Source organism: Polynucleobacter sp. TUM22923 (genome assembly GCF_030295705.1).
In the GTDB taxonomy this organism is placed as follows: Bacteria; Pseudomonadota; Gammaproteobacteria; order Burkholderiales; family Burkholderiaceae; genus Polynucleobacter.
This window is the reverse complement of the sequence record NZ_AP027274.1, coordinates 1592844-1614409: the sequence shown is the minus strand read 5'-3', so window position 1 is coordinate 1614409 and position 21566 is coordinate 1592844. Positions and strand designations below refer to the sequence as shown.

Annotated in this window: 19 protein-coding genes; 10 read left to right on the top strand and 9 right to left on the bottom strand. The window is 45.1% G+C overall.

Features of this window, described 5'->3' with window-relative positions:
• Positions 1-51 precede the first annotated feature (51 nt).
• From lnt to QUD86_RS08200, 5 genes are all read right to left on the bottom strand, one after another.
• On the bottom strand, positions 52-1575 hold the full coding sequence (lnt, locus tag QUD86_RS08220; protein ID WP_286296563.1) for an apolipoprotein N-acyltransferase: 1524 nt from the start codon (positions 1573-1575) through the stop codon (positions 52-54).
• Positions 1576-1583: 8 nt separating this feature from the next.
• Positions 1584-2423 (bottom strand): CorC family transporter, encoded by an 840-nt coding sequence (locus tag QUD86_RS08215; protein ID WP_286296561.1) that lies wholly within the window; start codon positions 2421-2423, stop codon positions 1584-1586.
• 55 nt (positions 2424-2478) lie between these two features.
• Positions 2479-2961 carry an rRNA maturation RNase YbeY gene (ybeY, locus tag QUD86_RS08210; RefSeq protein ID WP_286296557.1) on the bottom strand — a complete coding sequence of 161 codons (483 nt, stop codon included), beginning with the start codon at positions 2959-2961 and terminating at the stop codon, positions 2479-2481.
• Positions 2939-4291, bottom strand: a complete 1353-nt coding sequence (gene miaB, locus QUD86_RS08205; protein WP_286296555.1) for a tRNA (N6-isopentenyl adenosine(37)-C2)-methylthiotransferase MiaB — start codon at positions 4289-4291, stop codon at positions 2939-2941. Before miaB ends, ybeY begins: the two co-directional genes overlap by 23 nt.
• A 66-nt stretch (positions 4292-4357) precedes the next feature.
• Positions 4358-5620, bottom strand: coding sequence for a putative Na+/H+ antiporter (locus QUD86_RS08200; protein WP_286296554.1), 1263 nt, complete (start codon positions 5618-5620; stop codon positions 4358-4360).
• Positions 5621-5701: 81 nt separating this feature from the next.
• Here QUD86_RS08200 and QUD86_RS08195 point away from each other — a divergent pair, with 81 nt between their 5' ends.
• Both QUD86_RS08195 and htpG read left to right on the top strand, forming a co-directional pair.
• Positions 5702-6103 (top strand): rhodanese-like domain-containing protein, encoded by a 402-nt coding sequence (locus QUD86_RS08195; RefSeq protein WP_286296553.1) that lies wholly within the window; start codon positions 5702-5704, stop codon positions 6101-6103.
• Between the two features lie 88 nt (positions 6104-6191).
• Positions 6192-8093: a molecular chaperone HtpG gene (gene htpG / locus QUD86_RS08190; RefSeq protein WP_286296552.1), complete on the top strand. Its 1902-nt coding sequence runs from the start codon at positions 6192-6194 to the stop codon at positions 8091-8093.
• A gap of 95 nt (positions 8094-8188) precedes the next feature.
• On the opposite strand, the gene QUD86_RS08185 is transcribed toward htpG, so the two are convergent.
• Both QUD86_RS08185 and QUD86_RS08180 read right to left on the bottom strand, forming a co-directional pair.
• Positions 8189-8476, bottom strand: coding sequence for a YMGG-like glycine zipper-containing protein (locus tag QUD86_RS08185; protein ID WP_286296550.1), 288 nt, complete (start codon positions 8474-8476; stop codon positions 8189-8191).
• 50 nt (positions 8477-8526) lie between these two features.
• Positions 8527-8889, bottom strand: a complete 363-nt coding sequence (locus QUD86_RS08180) for a Rap1a/Tai family immunity protein (RefSeq protein ID WP_286296547.1) — start codon at positions 8887-8889, stop codon at positions 8527-8529.
• A 135-nt stretch (positions 8890-9024) separates the two neighbouring features.
• On the opposite strand from QUD86_RS08180, the gene QUD86_RS08175 reads away from it, so the two are divergent.
• The 4 genes from QUD86_RS08175 to QUD86_RS08160 all read left to right on the top strand — a co-directional run bounded on the left by QUD86_RS08175 (position 9025) and on the right by QUD86_RS08160 (position 12588).
• Complete coding sequence (locus QUD86_RS08175) at positions 9025-10227, top strand: ammonium transporter (RefSeq protein ID WP_286296546.1); 1203 nt, start codon at positions 9025-9027, stop codon at positions 10225-10227.
• Positions 10228-10278: 51 nt separating this feature from the next.
• Positions 10279-10803: a gamma carbonic anhydrase family protein gene (locus tag QUD86_RS08170; protein ID WP_286296543.1), complete on the top strand. Its 525-nt coding sequence runs from the start codon at positions 10279-10281 to the stop codon at positions 10801-10803.
• Between the two features lie 103 nt (positions 10804-10906).
• Positions 10907-11860 (top strand): IS30 family transposase, encoded by a 954-nt coding sequence (locus QUD86_RS08165; protein ID WP_286295630.1) that lies wholly within the window; start codon positions 10907-10909, stop codon positions 11858-11860.
• Between the two features lie 98 nt (positions 11861-11958).
• Positions 11959-12588, top strand: a complete 630-nt coding sequence (locus QUD86_RS08160; RefSeq protein WP_286296541.1) for a trimeric intracellular cation channel family protein — start codon at positions 11959-11961, stop codon at positions 12586-12588.
• On the opposite strand, the gene ggt is transcribed toward QUD86_RS08160, so the two are convergent.
• Positions 12575-14173 carry a gamma-glutamyltransferase gene (ggt, locus tag QUD86_RS08155; protein WP_286296540.1) on the bottom strand — a complete coding sequence of 533 codons (1599 nt, stop codon included), beginning with the start codon at positions 14171-14173 and terminating at the stop codon, positions 12575-12577. The genes QUD86_RS08160 and ggt overlap by 14 nt on opposite strands.
• A gap of 472 nt (positions 14174-14645) precedes the next feature.
• Here ggt and QUD86_RS08150 point away from each other — a divergent pair, with 472 nt between their 5' ends.
• Positions 14646-16316, top strand: coding sequence for an MFS transporter (locus QUD86_RS08150; RefSeq protein WP_286296538.1), 1671 nt, complete (start codon positions 14646-14648; stop codon positions 16314-16316).
• A gap of 54 nt (positions 16317-16370) precedes the next feature.
• Here the strand turns inward: QUD86_RS08150 and QUD86_RS08145 are convergent, their stop codons facing one another.
• Positions 16371-16982, bottom strand: a complete 612-nt coding sequence (locus tag QUD86_RS08145) for an MOSC domain-containing protein (RefSeq protein ID WP_286296536.1) — start codon at positions 16980-16982, stop codon at positions 16371-16373.
• A gap of 256 nt (positions 16983-17238) precedes the next feature.
• On the opposite strand from QUD86_RS08145, the gene QUD86_RS08140 reads away from it, so the two are divergent.
• From QUD86_RS08140 to crtI, 3 genes are all read left to right on the top strand, one after another.
• A complete protein-coding gene (locus QUD86_RS08140) occupies positions 17239-18033 on the top strand; it encodes a bacteriorhodopsin-like (RefSeq protein ID WP_286296534.1) in 795 nt (264 codons plus the stop codon).
• A gap of 156 nt (positions 18034-18189) precedes the next feature.
• Positions 18190-19128 (top strand): polyprenyl synthetase family protein, encoded by a 939-nt coding sequence (locus QUD86_RS08135; RefSeq protein ID WP_286296531.1) that lies wholly within the window; start codon positions 18190-18192, stop codon positions 19126-19128.
• Positions 19125-21560, top strand: a complete 2436-nt coding sequence (gene crtI / locus QUD86_RS08130; RefSeq protein ID WP_286296528.1) for a phytoene desaturase family protein — start codon at positions 19125-19127, stop codon at positions 21558-21560. Before QUD86_RS08135 ends, crtI begins: the two co-directional genes overlap by 4 nt.
• Positions 21561-21566: the final 6 nt, after the last annotated feature.

Genomic DNA, 21566 nt, shown 5'->3' with positions numbered 1-21566 from the left:
GGCTAAGGCGTTGATTTTACATGGCTAAGCTAGAAAATTTGGAAATCAGCCCTAAATACGTCTTTGACGAATCCACCCTAAGATCAGTAGGAGGGCAGAAAGGGTCAAAATAGGGGCATTGCCCCAGACTACATAAGGAGTTGTACCCGCATACGCTTGCACCTTCGCGCTCAAAGTGCCCTGAGTCCACTGCTTGAGTTCTGTCAGAACAGCGCCATCAGGCCCTATGACTGCAGTCAAGCCGGTATTGGTAGCGCGCAGGCCGGGAAGCCCGGTTTCGAGTGAGCGCAATTGGGAGAGTCTTAATTGCTGTTTCGGTGCCTGAGAATTTCCAAACCAGGCTAGGTTGGTCACATTAATCAGGAGATTGACTGGTTTGATACTTTTGCGAATTCTGGAGGCTAACTCTTCACCAAAGACATCCTCATAGCAAATCGTGATGGCAGCGTTGAGTGTTTCTTGGTCTAAACGTTCAATGCTAAAGGGAGCCTGATCTAACTTCCCTCGTGCAAAGTCACTCATCGGAACATGAAACGCGTTCACAAACCAATGAAAGCCAGGCGGAACGAATTCGCCAAATGGTACCAAATGTGATTTGTCGTATTGATAAGGCGCCGTATTAGGAGATAGACCCAGTACGCGATTGGAATACTGAACACCCTGTGTGTTGGATGTTTCACCAATTACCCCAAGCAATACATTGCTAGAGCTCTTAGTTGAAAAACCTTGTATGGATTGAAGAAGCCCTCCAGGAAGATTGCTTTGGGGCCAAGGGTAAGCGGTCTCAGGTGTGATGATGAGATCAGCCGCTTGACTTTCAATTGCCTTAGTATAAAAAACAAATTGCTGCTCAATCGACTCTGGGTTGAACTTTAAGCTTTGCTTAAAATTCCCCTGAATCAAGCGCACGCTAAGGGGTTCTCCCGTCGGCTTGGTAAAGCTCCAAAGACTGGCCAACTGTGACAATGTGATAGCAGCAACAATGCAAGTAGCGCTAAAAAAGAAATTCTTCTTAAGCTGAAAAATTTCCCAAGAAACCCAGACAGCAAGAAAAGTGCAGGCCAGTCCGCCCATTAGCGGTGCCACCCAAGCAAAAGGCCCATTGACTTGAGCTTCTGCAAAACCCATCCAGGGAAAGCCAGTAAAAATAAACTCGCGGATATATTCCACCATCACCCAGCTTGAGGCAAATACGAGACCACTGAGATGCCGACTTTTTTTCAGGTGGAGAATTAAGCAGGCAGCCGAGAAAAATAAGGCCATCACTGTGGCCAATAAAAAGACAGCAAGACTAGCAATGACGGGGTGCATGCCACCTACATCATGCAGGCTAATATAAATCCACCACAGACCAAGTACAAAGTAACCTAAGCCAAAAAAGAGGCCTAGTAAAAATAGCTTTTTGATAGATGGGTTTGCTTGTGTGGATATTTGCCACCACACTAAACTGAGTAGTGGAATCTGAATCCACCCTCCATAAGGGAGCTCTGCAGCGCCAGCAAGCATCACTCCGGTAATGAATAGCATCGCCAGGGCAATGCTATTGGGCACTCTTAGCAAAGGCCGATCAGTCACGGTAATACTTACTTAGTATTTTTTGGCAGCTGCCGTGCAAGCAGGATATGAATCTGTCTTGGGTCGGCGCGTTGTATTTCAAACTCGATACCTTCGATGGAGATGCGCTCTCCTATTTTTGGTACGCGTCCCAGATGCTGAATGACGAGGCCGGCAATAGTTTCGATACCTTCAATATCAAATTGAGTGCCAAGGGCCTGATTGAATTGATCTAGCTCAGTGATACCCTTAACGCGCATATCCCCATTATCTAGAGCGATGAGGTTGTCTGCCTCCTCATCGATGTCATGCTCATCTTCAATGTCGCCAACAATCTGCTCCAGCACATCTTCAATGGTGATGATGCCGGCAACACCGCTGTATTCATCAACCACGATCGCTAAATGGTTTCGATTGTCTTTAAAGTCTCGCAATAAAACGCTGAGTCTTTTAGATTCAGGAATAAAGACTGCGGGGCGTAACCAGTCTCGCACCTGAAAATCTTTTTCAGTGGAGTGCCGAAGTAGGTCTTTGGCCAATAAGGTGCCAATGACGTTATTGCGACTTCCTTCAAAAACAGGGAAGCGAGAATGCGCAGCAGTAATGACGTTTTTGATAATCTCAGATAAGGGCAAGTTGATATCAATCCAATCAATTTGTGCGCGTGGCACCAAAATATCGCGAGCAGATAATTGCCCTACCTGAAAGACGCCTTCAATCATGGATAAGGCATCTGCATCAATCAATCCCTCGATTTGTGCATCTCTGAGGGTGTCAATCAACTCTTGACGGCGTACTGTGGGGCTGCTTGGCTGAGATGTCAGAAACTCAGAGAGGCGCTCTAAAAGGGATTTATTGGGGTCAGGCATAGCAAAAGAATAGCTTAGAAAAAAAGGATCTCAACAAAAGAGTAACTTAATTGCCCTAAGTTGGCGCGTAAGGGTCTGTAAAGCCTAGCTGCTGTAAAAGGTCAATTTCATAACTTTCCATCTTTTGGGCCTCTTTAGGGATTTCATGATCTAGCCCTTGGGCGTGTAGGCAACCATGAATAACTAAATGCGCTAAGTGGGCTTTTATCGACTTGCCTTGATCGTAAGCCTCTTCTTGAATGACGGGTAGACAAAAAATAATATCGGCAATTACGGTTTTTTTTATCAGCTCGTAAGGAAAGGTGAGTACGTTAGTTGCCTTATCTTTGTGACGATAAGCAGCATTTAACTTCTTTCCTTCTGCGCAGTTCACAAAACGAAGTGTGATGAGACCACTTTGTTGGATGGCTGCTTTAACCCATTTTTTAATTAATGTAGATGAGGCAATCGCCCCCAGCTTTTTTTCAAGTGCTGGGCTAGCTACCTGAATTTCGATCACTAATTTTCTGGGCATCTTAATGCGATGGGGCAAGGGCATCTACCAATTCACCTCTTAGGGTGAAGTTGAGCACTTCAGTAATGTGGATGTCGACCATTTGACCAATCAGTGATTCCTGTTCTGACTCTGGTGTCGTAAAGTGAATGACGCGATTATTGGCGGCACGACCCTGAAGATTGATACCATCTTTTGCCAAACCTTCAATTAAGACTCGCTCTGTATTGCCAAGCATTTGTTGGCTAATTTGATTTGCTTGAGATTCCACCAGGGCTAGCAAGGCCTGCAGGCGTTTGAGCTTGATTTCATGTGCAGTGTCATCGCTGAGATTAGCTGCAGGCGTCCCCGGACGTGGGCTAAAAATAAAGCAAAAGCTGTTATCAAAATGAAGTTCTTCGACCATTTGCAGTAGTTTGGCAAAATCCGCATCGGTCTCCCCCGGAAAGCCGACAATGAAGTCACTAGAAAGCGTTAGGTCAGGGCGTACCGCTCGCATCTTGCGAATGATGCTTTTATATTCCAGGCAGGTGTATCCCCGCTTCATAGCTGACAGTATGCTATCCGAGGCATGTTGCACCGGCAAGTGAAGGTGGCTTACTAATTTGGGTACTTTGGCATAGACGTCAATTAAACGTTGGGTAAATTCTTTTGGATGGCTTGTTGTAAAGCGAATTCTTTCTACCCCAGGAATTTCTGCGACGTACTCAATGAGTAATGCGAAGTCGGCAATTTCTTCTGTGCCCCCCATCTTTCCTAAATAGGCATTGACGTTTTGACCCAGTAAAACAATTTCTTTAACGCCCTGATTAGCCAGGCCTGCCACTTCGGTAAGCACGTCATCAAATGGGCGCGATACTTCTTCGCCACGGGTGTAAGGAACAACGCAATAACTACAGTATTTAGAGCAGCCTTCCATGATCGAGACGTAGGCAGATCCTTTGGTTTGGCGTGAGGCGGGTAAGTGGTCAAACTTTTCAATTTCTGGAAAAGAAATATCTACCTGAGGCCTACCAGTGATGCGACGTTGCGAAATGAGGTCTGAGAGTCTGTGCAATGTTTGAGGTCCAAAAACCACATCTACATAAGGAGCTCTACTAATAATTTGTTGGCCTTCTTGGCTTGCAACACAGCCACCAACGCCAATCAATAAATCGGGCTTGATTTTTTTAAGTTCACGCAAACGACCTAAGTCTGAAAATACCTTATCTTCTGCTTTTTCACGTATGGAGCAGGTATTGAGCAGGACCACATCGGCATCTTCCGGAGTGTGGGTAATTTCCATGCCGTCGTTAGCATGCAAGAGGTCGGCCATCCTGCCCGAGTCATACTCGTTCATTTGACAGCCGAAGGTTTTGATATAGAGTTTTTTCATATGCCGTTCTCAGGTTTATAGCTGGGGGCCAAACTGAGATTTTACGGGATTTGGGTGAATAAGCCCTTATAAAAGTCTGAGCGCCATAATCGCTACGATTGTGGGTGGAACAGCGGCAACAAATAGGAGCCCCGCAGAAACGGCGGCATTCGGGAAATAGGGGCGCAAAATAGCCAAGCCAGCAGGATTGGGCGCATTAGCAATCACCGTAAGCCCACCACCCGCAACAGCCCCACCAACCAAAGCTAATTTGAATTCTGGAGAAGTGCCTGTGACCAGCGAGCCCAGATAAGTCAGTGCTGCATTGTCTGTAATCGCAGTTAATGCCAGGCTTCCATAAAATACCGCCGTGGGACTCATTTTTTCTAATATCGGTTGTAACCACCAACCTTGTAATGCCCCCAATACGACAAGACCGGCTAGAAAGAATCCAACTAACAATGCCTCGCGCAAAATTAAGGGGCTTTGATGTTTTGGGTACGCGGCCGTAAAGCCAATAAAAAATAGTAAGAGCCACATAAAGATGACGGGGTCATGAGCAAAACCAACAATGCCAACTAAAAAGAAGAGATGAATTGCTGTAATGGTGACCGGGATGCGGACTGGCTTAGTATTTAGCTCTGGCTCAATTAATTGCTTTTGAAAGAGGAGTGTGACTGCTAATGCATTAATCACAATAGCGATACAAGCCTCAAAGCCAAAGTTGGCAAACATGAAGGCTGAGCTCCAGCCCCAAGTAGAAGCAACCATTAACACTGGCGGCGCTGCAAAGTTGGTCAGTGTTCCACCAATGGAGATATTGACAAATAAAACACCTAGGGTCCCAAAGAGTAAATAGGTAGTGCATTTGTGGCGATAGACTAAGTCGCGTAATAAGAAGGCGGCAAGCGTCATCGCTGCAGGCTCGGTAATCAGCGAGCCTAATAGTGGAGTCACGCTAAGGGTTAAGAAATAAAGAGCAGGCGCTTGCTGTATTCGAAAGAGACTTTGTAGGCCCTTACCCATCTGCTGCAAAATTTGGGTAGCGAAGTGCAAGATAGGCTTGGTTCCCGCAACCACCATAATGGCAAAGACAAATAAGGGCTCAGTGAAGTTACGTTCACTGGCATATCTTTTGGCAGTGGCTAAATCATTCGCGAGCCACATAAAGATAATCAAAATAGCAGCCCAAAAACCAAATACGACTTCGACCTCTCCGAGCAGATGCCATAAACCGGCATGTCGGCGAGATTTTTTCGCCAGGGCCTCGAAATACGAGGCGCAAAAAGTATGAAGGACTGCAATAGCAAAAATAATGCTTGCACCCAGTTCTGTAGGCGTAAAGTTCATACGCACATCTTATCAGTACTCGCGATGACCATATATTGAAGATCAACTAAATAAAAATGCTATTAATTAAGGAGTTTTTATATGCAATTGAAAATAGGGTACCAAGAGCTCATTGCTCAAGCGATGGCAGAAGTAGATACGCTTTCTTTAGCGGAGGCGAAATTAATACTGGGCGACGAAAGTACTGTTTTTGTAGATATTCGTGATATTCGAGAGCTAGAGCGTGAGGGGATGATTCCAGGTGCAATTCATGCCCCGCGCGGCATGTTGGAATTTTGGGTGGATCCAGAAAGCCCTTATTACAAGCCTATTTTTGGTGAAGGTAAACGCCTAGTACTTTATTGCGCCTCTGCTTGGCGCTCTGCTTTAGCTGCCCAAACCCTTCAAAAAATGGGGGTTCCTGGTATTTGTCACCTTGAGGGCGGTTTTGGTGCCTGGAAAAAGGCTGAATTACCAGTAGCGGAGAAGCAGCCAAAGCCCTAGGCTAGCGAGATTCTATGTAAGGTCTTGAAATTGCCTTAGCAGCCCCCATGTATTGGGAGTTCAGATTATTGATTAAAAGGGTATTCGTATGACGACAGTAAATAAAGAGACTTTAGGCTTTCAGGCCGAAGTAAAGCAGCTTTTACAACTCATGATTCATTCCTTGTATTCCAATAAGGAAATTTTTCTCCGTGAATTAATCTCCAATGCATCTGATGCCTCTGATAAGTTGCGTTTTGAGGGTATTGAGCATCCAGACTGGTATGGGGATGATCCTGAGCTAAAGATTAAGGTGAGCTTTGATAAAGCTGCGCGCACTGTCACTATTGCTGACAACGGTATTGGGATGAGTCGTGAGGAAGTAATCTCCAATCTAGGTACGATTGCGCGGTCTGGCACCAAAGAGTTCTTCTCTAGGCTGTCGGGTGATCAGCAAAAAGATGCGGCTTTGATTGGTCAGTTTGGCGTTGGTTTTTATTCTGCTTTTATTGTGGCTGATCGTATTACCGTTGAGACTCGTCGCGCAGGATTACCTGCCCAGGATGGTATTCGCTGGGAGTCTGACGGCTCTGGCGAATTTACTGTAGAAAATGTCGATCTTGCACAGCGCGGCACTTCCATTACGATGCATTTACGCGAAGGGGAGGATGATTTCCTTTCCACTCAAAAGCTTAAATCGATTATTCGTAAATACTCCGACCACATCTCCTTACCTATTCAGATGAACAAGGAGTCATGGGACGAAGATAAAAAAGAGCAAGTCATTCAAGAGGAGATGGAGAGCATTAACCAATCAAGTGCACTGTGGGCGCGCTCTAAGTCAGAAATCACAGAAGAGCAATACACCGAGTTTTATAAACATCTATCACATGACTATGAAGACCCTCTGTGCTATTCATTAAACCGAGTAGAGGGGCGTAGTGAGTTTACTCAACTCCTATATATTCCTACACGGGCACCATTTGATTTATGGGATCGCAATAAGCGTGGCGGTATTAAGTTGTATGTAAAGCGAGTTTTCATCATGGAAGATGCAGAGCAATTGCTGCCCATGTACCTTCGCTTTGTGACGGGTGTGATTGACTCAGTTGATCTACCCTTAAACGTCTCTCGTGAAATTTTGCAAGAGTCACGCGATGTCAAAGTCATTCGAGAGAGCTCTACTAAGCGCGTGCTCAGTATGTTGGAAGATTTAGCCAATAATGACGATGAGCTTAAAAAAGAAAAGTATCGAACTTTTTGGACCCAATTTGGACAGGTCCTTAAAGAGGGTATTGGTGAAGATCAGCCCAATAAAGAGCGAATTTCTAAGTTACTCCGTTTTGCGAGTACCCATGCCGACTCTGCAGACCAAGCCGTTTCCTTGGCGGAGTATGTAGCTCGCATGAAAGAAGGCCAAGACAAGATTTATTACGTGACGGGTGATTCTTTTAACGCCGCTAAAAATAGCCCGCATTTAGAGATCTTCCGCAAAAAAGGAGTAGAAGTTTTATTGCTGACTGATCGCGTAGATGAGTGGATGCTGTCTTTCTTTACTGAGTTTGATGCTAAGCAGATGACTTCAGTGGCAAAGGGTGGCCTAGATTTAGGCAGCCTAAGCGATGAAAAAGAAAAGCAAGAGCACGAAGCAACTGAAAAGGGTTTTAAAGACTTGTTAGATCGGATGAAGGCGGTCTTGGAGGATAAGGTGAAAGATGTGCGCGTGACCTTCCGCTTAACCGATTCACCCGCATGCTTGGTATCTGATGAGGATGAGCTTTCCGGTAACCTATTGCGTATGCTCAAAGCTGCAGGGCAACAAGCGCCCGAGACAAAGCCGATTCTGGAAATTAATCCAGAGCATCCAATGCTCCTCAAGCTAAAGTCTGATGACAAGCAGTTTGATCAGTGGACACAGATCTTATTCGATCAAGCCCTGTTGGCAGAAGGTGGCCAGTTAAATGATCCTGCTGCTTACGTCAAACGGATTAATCAGCTATTGCTTGCTTAATACTGTAGTGCCAAATAAAAACCCGACTTACCTATGATGGTAAGTCGGGTTTTTTGTTTTAGTACTGCACAAATAAATTGGTGCTACTGTATTTGTTAGTTCGGTGCTTGAGCTGGCTTATTATTTTTCCCAGCGTTATAGCCGGAGTTATATTCAGAAGCTTGCTCTTTTTTGTAAGCATCGTATACATAGCCTGATGCTGCGCCGACTGCCGCACCACCTACTGCGCCCCAGATTGGGTTGCCATGAAAAATAGCTGTTCCGATTGCACCAGCTGCTGCGCCAATGCCTGCACCGGATAGCGTGCGTTGTTCAGTATTGTTCATATTGGAGCAAGCGGTCATTGCTAAAGTTGCAGCTGCAATTGCGATTATTTTTTTCATATCCATTAATCCTTTTGTCTTTTTAGATTGGGTAGTTCAATTGCCGAAGATTATTTTTTGGCGCAAGGAAAGCGTGATGCTAAAAATCCTAAGAAGACACCGGCAGCAGGCTTATCTGATGTCTGTTGGTTTGCTTGCGCGAACGTAACAAAATCAGCAACGACTTCATCACGCGATGGTGCCGGTTGTTTTACACAGATATACGGCTTTGCTCGCTGGGGATGACGTGTTGCAAGGTAAGTATCGTAAATTGCGGTGGTATAACCAATACAGAAGCTGCGAGACTCTGGGCTTGCGGGTAGTTTGCAGGTAGTGGCTAATTCTTGAGTGCTTAGCACCTGTACTTTGGCTTGAGCATGCACTAAGCCTGTCAATGTCCCTAAGGCGATTAAAGCGAATAAGATTTTTTTCATGGGATCTCCTTTAAATGTATTAAATTCAATGATAGCCCCTTTATTAGCACTAATAAGCACCAAATAGGTGCAATTTGATGTGATGGCAGCTATAAAAATCCCCATAATGATGCAAAAAACAGGGGGAGTAATTCGGTGGATACTTTGAAATCAGGCAGTGATGTTCTTTTTATTTTGCTCGGCGCCATTATGGTGCTGGCAATGCATGCTGGTTTTGCATTTTTAGAGCTGGGTACTGTCCGTAAGAAGAACCAAGTGAATGCTCTGGTAAAGATCCTAGTTGATTTTGCAGTTTCGACCATTGCCTATTTCTTTATTGGCTACAGCATCGCTTATGGGGTGGATTTCTTCTCTGGTGCTGAGCTTCTTGCGCAGAAAAATGGATATGAGCTCGTCAAATTCTTTTTCTTACTGACTTTCGCTGCCGCAATTCCGGCCATTATTTCTGGTGGTATCGCAGAGCGTGCAAAGTTTAATCCTCAACTAATTGCCACTTTCATCTTAGTAGGTTTTGTTTATCCCTTCTTTGAGGGCATTGCCTGGAATCAGCACTACGGTATTCAGGCGTGGATAAAAACATTGACTGGTGAAGAATTTCATGACTTCGCTGGGTCTATTGTGGTCCACGCAGTCGGTGGCTGGATTGCCTTACCAGCAGTGATCCTACTGGGAGCGCGCCGGGGTCGTTACACCAAAGAGGGCCAGATCGCAGCGCATCCTCCCTCAAGTATTCCCTTTTTAGCATTGGGTGCCTGGATTTTAGCGGTAGGTTGGTTTGGCTTTAATGTCATGAGCGCACAAACGATCGATAAGATTAGTGGCTTAGTGGCTATGAATTCATTAATGGCTATGGTGGGAGGCACTTTAGCTGCGTGGGTGGTTGGTCGCAATGATCCAGGCTTTACTTACAACGGGCCATTAGCGGGTTTGGTAGCGGTATGTGCGGGCTCTGATCTGATGCATCCAATGGGTGCATTAGTTGTGGGACTGATCGCTGGCGCCCTCTTTGTTTACATGTTCACTTTGGTACAAAACCGCTGGAAGATTGATGATGTTTTAGGCGTGTGGCCATTACACGGTCTGTGTGGCCTGTGGGGTGGCTTGGCGGCAGGGATCTTTGGCACTAAAGCGCTTGGTGGTTTGGGTGGCGTCACCTTTACGGGGCAATTGATGGGTAGCCTTCTGGGTGTGGGTATCGCCTTAATCAGTGGATTTATTGTGTATGGCGCCCTAAAGGCCATTATGGGCATTCGAATGTCTCAAGAAGAGGAGTACGAGGGCGCAGACCTGAGTATTCATCGGATCTCATCAACACCAGATCGTGAGTCCAGCTGGTAACAGGGACGCTTTGTCCAAAATAGAGCCATGATTCCTTGCCTATAATGAATCATGGCTATATTTGAACTAGACGGAATATCTCCTCAACTATCCGAGGGGGCTTGGATTGCCCAAAGCGCAGAAGTGATTGGTAGGGTTGAGCTCCACTCAAACGTGAGCGTATGGCCAAAAGTAGTCATTCGGGCTGATAACGATCTCATTCAAATTGGTGAAGGCAGCAATGTTCAAGATGCCTCTGTCTTGCATGCCGATCCCGGTTTCCCCCTCATCATAGGGAAGCGGGTCACTATAGGTCATCAAGTGATGTTGCATGGATGTCATATTGGCGATGGAAGTCTGATCGGTATTGGTGCGGTGATTTTGAACGGCGCTAAGATCGGTAAAAATTGCTTGGTAGGTGCCGGCGCCCTAGTTACCGAGGGTAAAGAATTTCCAGAGGGTTCGATGATTTTGGGCTCGCCTGCCAAAGTTGTAAAAATGCTGTCACCAGAGCAGATTGCCGATATTGCGGATATTGCCCAGCGATATGTTCATAATGCCCAGCGCTATCAAAAAACACTGAAAACAATTACTTAATATCAGGTGAATTCAACTACGAAGTGCAACTTTGATCAATTAGAGCTAGTGGCTAAGGATATTTTAGTATCCATAGTTTCTAGACCTGCAAGTCAAAGTAGCCATGACCTATCAACACCTTAGCCAAGAAGAACGATATCAGATTTATATCCTCATGAAAGACGGAAAAACCCAAAGCCAGATCGCCCAGCTCATGAATCGACATAAGTCGACCATTGGCCGAGAGCTATCTCGCAATACCGGAGGCAGAGGATATCGACCGAGACAAGCCTGTTTATTAGCAGAGGAACGCTCCCTAGGCTCTCGTAATGCTACCCAAATCACCCCAGCTGATTGGGATCAAACGGTAGAGTACCTACAAGACCAATGGAGCCCTGAGCAAATCGCAGATGTTGTAGGGATTAGCCATGAGACCATCTATCGCCATGTTTATGCTGATAAAGCCGCTGGTGGCACTCTTTACCAGCAGTTACGCTGTCAAAAGAAACGTAAAAAGCGCTATGCCAGTGGCCGGGATCGACGAGGCCAGATCGTAGGCAGAAGGCCGATTAGTGAGCGCCCAGAGCATATTGAAGCCAGATCTCAAGTCGGTCACTGGGAAGGCGATACCGTGATTGGGGCAGCGCACAAACAAGCTATTGTGACCTTAGTGGAGCGCAAGAGTGGTTATGCTGTTCTAGCCAAAGTACCCAATAAAACTTCGACCCTGGTAGGTAACGCCATTATTGAAGGACTGGCCCCCTATCAAGCTAAGGTCAAAACACTAACTTATGACAACGGAAAGGAATTTGCCGAGCACGCCCGGATTGATACAGCACTGCAATCCACCACCTACTTTGCTGATCCTTTTGCCAGTTGGCAACGCGGTTCTAATGAAAACTTCAATGGCTTACTAAGGCAATACATCCCCAAAAAGAGGCCTTTATCCACCGTAACTGATGAGGAGCTTAGAATGATTGAAAGCAAGCTTAATAACCGACCTCGTAAGAGGTTGGGATTTAAAACCCCCAATGAAGTGTTTATGCAGTCCTTAAACCGTGTTGCACTTCGTGTTTGAATCTACGTCATTTTTTAACGCGTTTATTTGGACTACGCCATAGTGCTTACGGCGTAGTGGGTTTTGAATTCATGCTCGAGTAAATTAGACTGTGCCTTATGGATCAAATTAATTTCTGGATTGGCATTATTGCCACTATCGCTTTCGCTGTTACAGGCGTTCTCGCTATCGCTGATCGAGGCGTCGATTTGTTTGGCGTCATGGTGCTGGGCGTGATTACAGCGATTGGTGGCGGAACATTACGAGACATCATTTTAGAGGTGCCTGTCTTTTGGTCCACTTCACAAATTTATATCTGGGTCGCCTTAGCGGCTTGTATCGTTACTTTTGTAGCGGAATCTTTTTTTACACAACCACAAATTTATCGCTTTATGCTCTACATCGATGGTCTTGGCGCAGCTCTGTTTGGCATTCAAGGGGCTGACAAGGTGTGGAATTTGGGTTTTGGCTTACCGGTAGCGCCAGTGATTTTGGGCGTACTGACTGCAATTGGCGGGGGGTTATTACGTGACATTTTGGCAGGACAAAAAACGTTGCTGATGTCACATGAGTTGTATGCCATTCCCGTTACTTTGGGCTGTCTTTTGTACGTACTAATACTCAACTTCTTGCCGCAGTTCACGCTCGAAGGTTCTGTACTGTGCATGCTGGCCATCTTTGGTTTACGCGTAGCTGCCATTTACTGGGATCTACGCGTACCCAAATTATTTATTACTAAAACGCGCTAACAGCACCATCGCTACGAGGGTCCCAGCCACCGTGCAATGTTCCTGAAGGGTCACGAATAATGCAACCCGCATGACCTACCGTTTCGTCAAACGCATCAAGCATCTCTATCTCATGCCCTAGGGCATGTAGCTCTTTAACTATCCAAGGGTTAAATCGAGATTCGAGTTTTAAGCTGTCACTAGTCTGGCCCCAGGTTCGACCTAGCAACCAACGGGGTCTACTGATAGCATCTTGTGGATCTAAACCATAGGTAGCCGTACGTGTAAAAACAGCACACTGCGTTTGTGGTTGTCCATCGCCACCCATCGTGCCGTAGACCATCGAGCGCCCATCTTTGAATAAAGCCATTGCTGGATTTAATGTGTGGAATGGTTTGCGATAGGGCTCAAGGTGATTCAGTGTTTTGGGATCTAAGGAAAAGCTGCATCCTCGGTTCTGCCAATTGACCCCAGATTTGGGAAGAACAATACCGGCCCCAAACTCATGGTAAATACTTTGGATGAAGGAGACACAATTGCCATCACCATCAACTACGCCCATCCAAATGGTATCTGCCGGCCCTTTTCCTTGACCCCAAGGTGAGGCTTTTTCAGGATCGATATTTTTGGCTAGCTTTTTCAAAAAGGCTGGCGACAAAAATGACTGCGCATTTTTAACCATATAAGCGGGATCAGTTACATATTGATCTCTTACCTTGAAGGCTTGTTTGGTTGCCTCCACGCAGTGATGTACGTATTGCGCGCTATCAACTTTAAATCGCTTGAGATTGAGTTGGTCCAAAATGCCGATAATCATCAGCGACACTACCCCTTGCGTTGGGGGTGTCATGTTGTACACATTACCCATGCTGTGCTTCAACTCAAGTGGGTCAACCAGCTTCGCTTGATGGCGCTGTAAATCGCTGAGTCTAAGTGGGCTACCTACTTCGGTGAGCTCTTTTGCGAGAAGGTCAGCTAAGTCTCCGCGGTAGTAATCTTCCGTTCCTTTTTTTGCAATCTGACGTAGCGTGTTAGCAAGTCGCTCTTGCTTGAAGATACTACCCACTTCAGGCGCTTTGCCATCGACTAAGAAAGTTTCTGCAAAGCCTGGAATATTGCTGAGCTCCTGCTGCTTTTTTGCAGTTAGGCTCGACTGGCTAAACGTCACTGGCACGCCAGCTTCGGCATAGTGAATAGCGTCCGCTAGTAGCCGTGATAACGGCAGCTTGCCAGCAAGCCCTTGCCGAGAGAGTTTGTGAGCAGCGCCCCAACCTGAAATCGTTCCCGCAACAGTATTGGCGGCAATCGCACCACGAAACGGAATGGCATTAGTAATACCGCGTTCGGCGTACCAATTTTTTGTAGCTAATCCAGCGGCTGCACCACAAGCATCAATACCGCCCATGGCTTTACCGGGCGAGTGAATCACCCAAAAAGAATCGCCACCAATAGAGTTCATATGGGGATAGACCACAGCAATGGTTGCTGCAGCTGCCACCATAGCCTCTAGGGCATTACCACCTTCACGTAGAACTGCTAATGCAGATTCAGATGCGAGGGAGTGTGGCGCTACAGCCATTCCCCGGATACCCCATTTTTGTTGCATGAATTCCTTGTTTGGTTAAATGCACGCCTCTTCAAAAGACGCTTAAACAGATGATTCAGTATAAGGCTCTGAATATTAGGACTCATTTTGATTGCGCTAACTTAGAGTAGAGAGTAGAGATCAGAGAGCGGGGATGTTGTGAGCCTTTTGAATCGAATGGTTTGAGCGCCACGGGTGAAGATAAAGCAGATGTAGGGCGGAGTATTGATGACGTTAAGAGTGAGCGTATTTGTGTGTGCAGGGGAAGGTTGGGAAAAGATCTCGTGCCAACCATCAAAGCCTAGGTGGCCTCAATTTTGGAGGTTAAATTGCCATCAGCGACATTTTTCTGCGTGTAATCCATATGGCATATGGGGAAAACCCCAATCTAATTTAATCAGGAATTACCCTAAGTAGCGGATTTCTTTGAATATTTTCAAAGCATAATCGGCAAGTTGTTATTTATTCCATTAAAAATAGTTAGGAGCTACTGATGTCAACATCAACTAAAGCAGCCCCAATGACCGCTGAAGAACGCAAAGTTATTTTTGCATCCTCTTTAGGTACGGTTTTTGAGTGGTACGACTTTTATCTTTACGGTTCATTGGCTGCAATTATGGCCAAGCAGTTTTTCTCAGGCTTAGATGAAGGCTCTGCTTTCATTTTTGCGCTGTTGGCTTTTGCTGCCGGTTTTATCGTTCGCCCATTCGGCGCATTGGTATTCGGTCGTTTAGGCGATTTGATTGGTCGTAAGTACACCTTCTTGGTAACCATCGTGTTGATGGGTGCCGCTACGTTCGTTGTAGGTTTGTTACCAAACTACGCAACTATCGGTGTTGCTGCACCAGTCATCTTGATTGCATTGCGTATGTTGCAAGGTTTGGCTTTGGGCGGTGAGTATGGTGGTGCGGCCACTTACGTTGCGGAACATGCCCCTAATGGCAAGCGCGGCGCTTACACTGCTTGGATTCAGACTACAGCTACATTGGGCTTGTTTTTGTCATTACTGGTGATTTTGTTCACCCGTGAATTGACAGGCGCAGACTTTGAAGTTTGGGGCTGGCGTGTTCCATTTCTTCTCTCAGTAGTTTTGTTAGGGGTATCCGTTTTCATCCGTATGTCGATGAACGAATCTCCAGCTTTCAAAAAGATGAAAGAAGAAGGCAAGTTATCTAAAGCACCTTTGACAGAGTCATTTGGTCAATGGAAAAACTTGAAGATTGTAATTTTGGCCTTGTTTGGTCTGGTTGCAGGTCAAGCGGTGGTTTGGTATACAGGTCAGTTCTATGCTTTGTTCTACCTTACCCAAGTATTGAAGGTAGACCCAAAGACAGCGAACTTATTGATTGCTGCTTCATTAGTAATCGGTACTCCATTCTTCGTAATTTTTGGTACTTTGTCAGATAGAATTGGCCGTAAGGTCATCATCATGGGTGGCTTGTTGTTGGCCATCATTCTGTACATCCCAAATACACCAGTTTCCTTATTTAATGGCTTAACCCATTTTGCTAACCCAGCGTTAGAAAAGGCAATGGTATCTGCACCAGCAAGTATTACAGCTGATGTAAATGAGTGCTCATTCCAATTCAACCCAACTGGTACAGCGAAATTCAAAAGTTCTTGCGATATTGCAAAACAGGTGATGGCTTCTAACTCTGCTAGTTACACAACAATTGCTGGTCCTGCAGGTGGTATTGCTGTTGTGAAAATTGGCGATGCAGAAATCCAAGGTTACTCCGCTAATGGTTTGGCTCCAGCTGATGCGAAAGCAAAAGATGCAGAGTTCAAAAAAGCGATTCGTAATGCATTAAATGCAGCCGGTTATCCAGCGAAAGCAGATCCAGCAGGCATTAATCACGCAGCTGTTTTGGGTATCTTGGTAATCTTAGTGTTGTTGGTAACCATGGTTTATGGCCCAATCGCAGCGATGTTGGTTGAGATGTTCCCAACCCGCATTCGTTACACCTCGATGTCCTTGCCATACCATATTGGTAATGGTTGGTTCGGTGGCCTAATGCCAACAATCGCCTTTGCCTTGGTGGCACAGAACGGTAACATTTATTACGGTCTCTGGTATCCAATCATCATTGCTGCAGTGACAATGGTAATCGGCGTACTGTTTATTAAAGAAACAAAAGACGTAGATATTTACGCAAACGACTAAGTCACTTTAGTCGGAATTAAATGAAAAACCCGATCACTCTGTGGTCGGGTTTTTTTATTCCCATAAATCACGTTGATTGCGACGCTGTAAAAGAGCTTTATTTTGATCTGCGATGGAAGTCACTCTTTGCCCTGGCATCAATTGAATAGGTGCACCTGCAGTAACGAAGCCTGGACGATTCACGCGCAAATACCATCCACTAAACCCTGACTGAAGCATCGCTTTAGCGGCGCCTTTATAGCCCATCTTGGCGTTGAACTTAAAGCAGGGCTCTCTCAGTTTGGTAACAGTAAATTCTAGACCACCTATGACCAGTTGATCTCCAACATAGATCATAGTTTCTAGTAAACCTTCAACAGTAAAGTTTTCACCAAATGAGCCTAAGGGTAGATCGGTCGCTACTTTTCTTTCTTGAGTGAGCAGCTTGTTCCAAAAAGCGTAATGCTCAATTGGGTAGACATAAATCGCTTTTTCCATACCGCCATGAACAGAAAAATCTGCCTGCTCATCGCCTGTGACACCTAAAGAGTGAATTTTTATTGAGGCTGGTTTTTGTGTATTACTAATACTGCGCTTATTAATCGCCGATGCTACGGATGTGTAATTTGGGTGATGGTCTCCAAATAGCGGACCAACCGTTCCAGTGGAAATTGAGAGTAGTTTCATAGGTATCTTTATTTTTAACAGAGTAAGCAAGCGTCAGTCGCTAAATATGACATCACTATGACCAAGGTATTACGCGACTATAGTGTGGGGTGCTAGTAGAAACCCCCATAAATAGGGGCTAAAAAATCACGAGGGTAACTACTGACTGACGTGAATTTGTATTTAGCTGTAAAGTTCACTGGTGACTTAACTAAAAGATCAATTTTATAAAAGTCATATTTCGTAATAAAAATCTTTATAAACATCGGGAGATTTCATGATGCTGTCTCATTTTAAAAAGTTGTTTAGTAGCGCGCTACTCTTTAGTGGCTTAGCTTTACTGACGACACAAGCCTTTGCGGCAGCGGATACGCTCAAGCAAGAAGACTTTGTCGGCATTTCGTTTTGGATCATTTCAATGGCATTGGTTGCGTCTACTGTGTTTTTCTTTTTAGAGCGTGATCGTGTTTCTCCAAAATGGAAAACCTCATTGACCGTATCAGGCTTAGTGACCTTAGTAGCTGCTGTTCACTATTTCTACATGCGTGATGTTTGGGTTGCAACTGGTTCTACACCAACGGTGTTTCGTTACATTGACTGGTTGATTACAGTACCTTTGTTAATGATCGAGTTCTATCTCATTTTGTCAGCGATTGCAAAAGTTCCAACAGGCGTTTTCTGGCGCTTGATGATTGGTACTTTAGTAATGTTGATTGGTGGATATGTAGGTGAAGCCGGCTACGTAGCTGTATGGCCAGCATTTATCGTTGGTATGATTGGTTGGTTCTACATTCTGTACGAGATCTTTGCTGGTGAAGCTAGCAAGATTAATGCAGCCTCTGCGCCTCCATCAGTTCAATCTGCTTTCAGCACAATGCGTTTGATTGTGACCTTTGGTTGGGCAATCTATCCAATCGGATACTTCTTCGGATACCTTACTGGTGCCGGTCCAGAGAGCAGTGCTAATGCGTTAAATATCATTTATAACGCCGCAGACGTTCTCAACAAGATCGCATTTGGTTTGATTATTTGGAGTGTTGCTGTATCTGAAACAGAAAAGTCAGGTAAGTAATTGTTTTGAGGAAAGACTAGTGGGAATACTCCCATTAGTCTTTTTACTTGGTAGTGATTGGTAGCGAATGGTAGTAAAGAAACAAAGCAAATTAAGGTAGTAAAGAACGTAATTCATTATTTAGCAGTACCCATAGACAGATTTAGGGATATCCCCATGAACAGGCTTGCAGATGAATTTCTGGTAAAAACAGTCCCTAATCCGGATCTGTGGCTTTCATCTGTCGACGCTCTCATGCTCGATCTAGTTAAAGATCAAGAGCAATCTAAAAATACTATTTCCTCCTTAGCGCATGAAGCTGCCGCGTATCACCTTCAATTGGGTGGTCACCGTATTCGTGCTCGTCTTGCCTTTGCTGCTTGTGCAAGCTTAGGAGTAAATGAAACAAATGCCGTTGCCTTAGCAGCAGCTGTTGAGTTGCTGCATAACGCCTCATTGGTCCATGATGACCTTCAGGATGAGGATTTGATCAGACGTGGATCGAAAGCTGTTTGGGCTCAATTTGGTAGCAATGTTGCTATCTGTACTGGCGACCTTATGTTATCCGCCGCTTATGCCGCAATTGCGCAAACGCAATGCTATGCCTTAATTCCTGAATTACTGAAACAAATGCATGCAAAAGTGTCTTATGCCATCAAGGGTCAATGTTCCGATCTCCTGTTGGACTCGAAAACACTCAATTTAAAGACATATGAAGATATTGCCTTTAGCAAATCGGGAGCATTACTGAGCTTGCCGATTGAGCTGGCCCTAATTGCTGGTGGTAAAAAAGAATGGGTAACTCAGGCAAGACAGGCTGCCGATGATTTTGCTGTGGCCTATCAAATTTATGATGACATCGAAGATTTTGAAAAAGATTCCAGTGGTGACTGTATTCATCACGCTAATATTTTGTTGGTATTACAGTCTGACCCAAGCTGTATAAATAGTTATCAAGCAGCATTAGATTTAGGCTTACTCAAGTTAGAGCAGGCTACCAACGCTTGCAACAATTTGCCGATGAATTCTGGCCACTTACTCGCTGAGCTGGCCCAGAAGTTATCCAACCAACTGAAAGCTACCACACCAATTTCCTCAGATATCGCACGGCAATGAAGGCAATCGTAGTTGGTGCTGGATTTGGAGGTATTGCTGCTGCATTGAGATTGCGCGCCAAGGGTTATGAGGTAACCCTCATTGATCGGTGTGCTGATATAGGTGGCCGTGCACAGGTATTTGAGCGTAATGGCTTTCGCCATGATGCAGGCCCAACAGTAATCACTGCCCCTTTTCTATTTGAAGAACTTTTTTCTCTGTTTGACGAGAAGCTTGAAGATCATGTCAAGTTAGTCCCACTTACGCCATGGTATCGGTTTGTATTTGCAGATCAAACTACATTTGATTATGGCGGAACCTTAGAGCAGACTTTAGCCGAAATTCACCGGATTGAGCCGGCAGACTGTGTGGGTTACAAAAAATTATTAGCGCAATCTAAACGAATTTTTGAGGTGGGTTTTGTTGAGCTTTCAGCGCAACCATTTCATCAATTTAAGACAATGTTGGCTCAGATTCCTAGGTTGGTTGGTTTAGGCAGCTACAAAACCGTTTGGGGTTTGGTGTGTAGTTACCTTCAAAATCCAAAGCTGAGGCAAGCTTTCTCTATTCAGCCTTTATTGGTGGGCGGCAATCCTTTCGATACCACTAGCATTTATGGCTTGATTCATTATTTAGAGCGTTCATACGGCGTCTACTTCGCTATGGGTGGTACGGGCGCTATTACCAAGGCATTGTCAGATTTAATGCAGCGCCATGGCATCACTATTGAGCTTGGTACTACTGTTGAGCAAATCCTAGTTGAGAATGGGGTTGCTCAAGGGGTATTGCTAGAAGGTGGTCAGGTAATCGATGCGGATGTGATTGTCTCTAACGCAGATCCTGCTTTCTTATATAGCAAGATGATTGAGCCGAAAAAACAAGCAATCATGACCCGCTCAAAATTGAAAGCCGCATCGTATTCTATGGGCCTCTTTGTTTTGTATTTTGGGACGACACGACAGTATCCTGAAGTAGCTCATCATACAATTTGGATGGGTGAGCGCTATCGCGAACTACTTGAAGATATCTTTGATAAGAAAATACTTACAGAAGATTTTTCACTTTACTTACACCGTCCTACAGCAACAGATCCCAGTTTTGCTCCAGAAGGATGCGACAGCTTCTACGTACTTTGTCCCGTCCCTAATTTACAGGCAGAGATTGACTGGGCTGTCGAAGGTCCAAAACTACAATCTCGGATTGTTACCGCTTTGGATAGAACGATTCTGCCAGGGCTTACAGAAACAATTACGAGTGATTTTTTCATGACGCCCCAAGATTTTAAGACTGACTACTTGAGTCAGTTTGGTGCGGGTTTCTCAATTGCACCCCTTTTTAGGCAATCAGCTTGGTTTCGTTTTCACAATAAAGCGGAAGGCATTAAAAACTTATATCTAGTTGGTGCGGGAACACATCCTGGAGCGGGTATGCCCGGAGTGCTTTGCTCGGCAAAAGTAATTGATAATTTGATCCCATCAGTAAATCCTATTGAAGAAGCTGGTTCTAAAGAGCACTCAGTACTCAGATCTCATTTGGTTCAGGCACCCTCAGAAGCCATATTAGCCGTAGCTGAAAATACTCTGGCTAAAAAGGGTAGAAGTTTTTACTGGGCCCGTTTTTTTATGAGCGCACAGCAGGCATCGAACGCCACCCGTTTGTATAGCTTTTGTCGCTATCTGGACGATCTCGTAGATGAGGAGCATTCAGCCGAAAAGGCAACTCAGGCTATTGAGATGGCTAGAGTGGAAATTACAGCGGGGCACTCAACACAGCCAGTAATTCAGGATGGTATTGATTTAATGCGGGAATGTCATATTGATTTGGCGGTAGTGTTAGATTTGATTGATGGCATTCAATCCGATATTCGCCTCAAGCAAATTGAAAATGATGCGGCACTATTAAAGTATTGCTATCAAGTTGCGGGTACGGTTGGGCTGATGATGTGCAAAGTGCTTAATGTAAGTGATCCAACAGCGTTACGACATGCGGTTGACCTAGGCATTGCAATGCAACTTACGAATATATGTCGTGATGTTGCCGATGATGCGAAAGTAGGGCGCTGTTACTTGCCAATCTCGATGGTGGGTGAAGTGAGCATGGCCCAGTTGATTAATCCGGATTTGGAAACACAGGTGCTTGTCATCAATGGCATTGCAAGAATGTTGAAAAAGGCAGATCAGTATTATGCTAGCGGTCAAAATGGTTTTTCTTATTTACCGTTAGGCGCACGCAGTAGTATTTTGGTGGCGGCGCGTGTCTATCAGGCGATTGGCGCTCAATTAAAGAAAAATAAATTTAACTATTGGCAGCAAAGGGCAGTTGTTTCTAGCCCTCAAAAAATATTGGTGACCACGACTGCATTTATCCAAGCCATCTTCACTCGAAGCTTTTGGCGTCCCCTGGGTTATCTCAATACCGCTAAACAACGCCCTTTTTCAGATTTTTTTATTTAGCGATAT

Excerpts from the sequence above, each read along its gene's own strand:
- QUD86_RS08215 (WP_286296561.1), bottom strand. The coding sequence starts at position 2,423 with ATGCCTGACCCCAATAAATCCCTTTTAGAGCGCCTCTCTGAGTTTCTG.
- ybeY (WP_286296557.1), bottom strand. The coding sequence starts at position 2,961 with ATGCCCTTGCCCCATCGCATTAAGATGCCCAGAAAATTAGTGATCGAA.
- miaB (WP_286296555.1), bottom strand. The coding sequence starts at position 4,291 with ATGAAAAAACTCTATATCAAAACCTTCGGCTGTCAAATGAACGAGTAT.
- QUD86_RS08200 (WP_286296554.1), bottom strand. The coding sequence starts at position 5,620 with ATGAACTTTACGCCTACAGAACTGGGTGCAAGCATTATTTTTGCTATT.
- QUD86_RS08195 (WP_286296553.1), top strand. The coding sequence starts at position 5,702 with ATGCAATTGAAAATAGGGTACCAAGAGCTCATTGCTCAAGCGATGGCA.
- htpG (WP_286296552.1), top strand. The coding sequence starts at position 6,192 with ATGACGACAGTAAATAAAGAGACTTTAGGCTTTCAGGCCGAAGTAAAG.
- QUD86_RS08185 (WP_286296550.1), bottom strand. The coding sequence starts at position 8,476 with ATGAAAAAAATAATCGCAATTGCAGCTGCAACTTTAGCAATGACCGCT.
- QUD86_RS08180 (WP_286296547.1), bottom strand. The coding sequence starts at position 8,889 with ATGAAAAAAATCTTATTCGCTTTAATCGCCTTAGGGACATTGACAGGC.
- QUD86_RS08170 (WP_286296543.1), top strand. The coding sequence starts at position 10,279 with ATGGCTATATTTGAACTAGACGGAATATCTCCTCAACTATCCGAGGGG.
- QUD86_RS08165 (WP_286295630.1), top strand. The coding sequence starts at position 10,907 with ATGACCTATCAACACCTTAGCCAAGAAGAACGATATCAGATTTATATC.
- QUD86_RS08160 (WP_286296541.1), top strand. The coding sequence starts at position 11,959 with ATGGATCAAATTAATTTCTGGATTGGCATTATTGCCACTATCGCTTTC.
- ggt (WP_286296540.1), bottom strand. The coding sequence starts at position 14,173 with ATGCAACAAAAATGGGGTATCCGGGGAATGGCTGTAGCGCCACACTCC.
- QUD86_RS08150 (WP_286296538.1), top strand. The coding sequence starts at position 14,646 with ATGTCAACATCAACTAAAGCAGCCCCAATGACCGCTGAAGAACGCAAA.
- QUD86_RS08145 (WP_286296536.1), bottom strand. The coding sequence starts at position 16,982 with ATGAAACTACTCTCAATTTCCACTGGAACGGTTGGTCCGCTATTTGGA.
- QUD86_RS08140 (WP_286296534.1), top strand. The coding sequence starts at position 17,239 with ATGATGCTGTCTCATTTTAAAAAGTTGTTTAGTAGCGCGCTACTCTTT.
- QUD86_RS08135 (WP_286296531.1), top strand. The coding sequence starts at position 18,190 with ATGAACAGGCTTGCAGATGAATTTCTGGTAAAAACAGTCCCTAATCCG.
- crtI (WP_286296528.1), top strand. The coding sequence starts at position 19,125 with ATGAAGGCAATCGTAGTTGGTGCTGGATTTGGAGGTATTGCTGCTGCA.